Raw genomic sequence first — 586 nt, 5'->3', positions numbered from 1 at the left:
ATCCGCTGGAGAGTACGAGGCGAAACCACTTCCGGCGTTGCCGGCCCGTGGTCCGACTGGGCGCTGGCAGGCGTTGACCTGACGGAGCCGTTGGTGGAGTCGCTGGGCATGAACCCGGCTCTGCCGGGCTCTGCTTCGTGGGCGGCGGGATCGTTGACGCCGTGGTTGTACGCACGGGTGTCCGATCCGGAGAACCGATCGAGCAAGCTGGACGTGGAAGTGGAACATGACCCGGTTGTGCCGGGTCAGGGAACTGGTCTCATCTGGTCAGGGGCTTCGGACAAGGCGTATGCGCCGGGGACGATCGCCTGGGCGATGGTACCGTCGGGCAAGCTGGTCGATGGCTGGCAGATCCGCTGGCGGGCGCGGGCGACGACCACGTCGGGGGCGTCGGGTCCGTGGTCGGAGTGGGTGTCCGCCCGAGTCGACACAAAGGTCTTCGACACGATCCCGCCGGCACCTGCCGTAAGCAAGGTGTCCGCCCCTGGTCAGCTGGTCTCGGGCGTGTGGATTTTGCCGAGTGCCAGTCCGGTGTTCACGGCGGCGATCTCCGATGCCGATCGGCGGCCTGGTGTGCTGGAGGCGG

General features: G+C 67.6%; 1 protein-coding gene. It reads left to right on the top strand.

Annotated elements, in window-relative coordinates; all coding sequences use genetic code 11:
- Positions 1 to 93: 93 nt before the first annotated feature.
- A partial coding sequence (locus ABD844_RS34345) for a hypothetical protein (RefSeq protein ID WP_344887228.1) occupies positions 94 to 586 on the top strand: 493 nt, incomplete at its 3' end.

The sequence above is a fragment of the Nonomuraea antimicrobica genome (genome assembly GCF_039536965.1).
In the GTDB taxonomy this organism is placed as follows: domain Bacteria; phylum Actinomycetota; class Actinomycetes; order Streptosporangiales; family Streptosporangiaceae; genus Nonomuraea; species Nonomuraea antimicrobica.
This window is presented reverse-complemented; position numbering and strand designations above follow the sequence as displayed.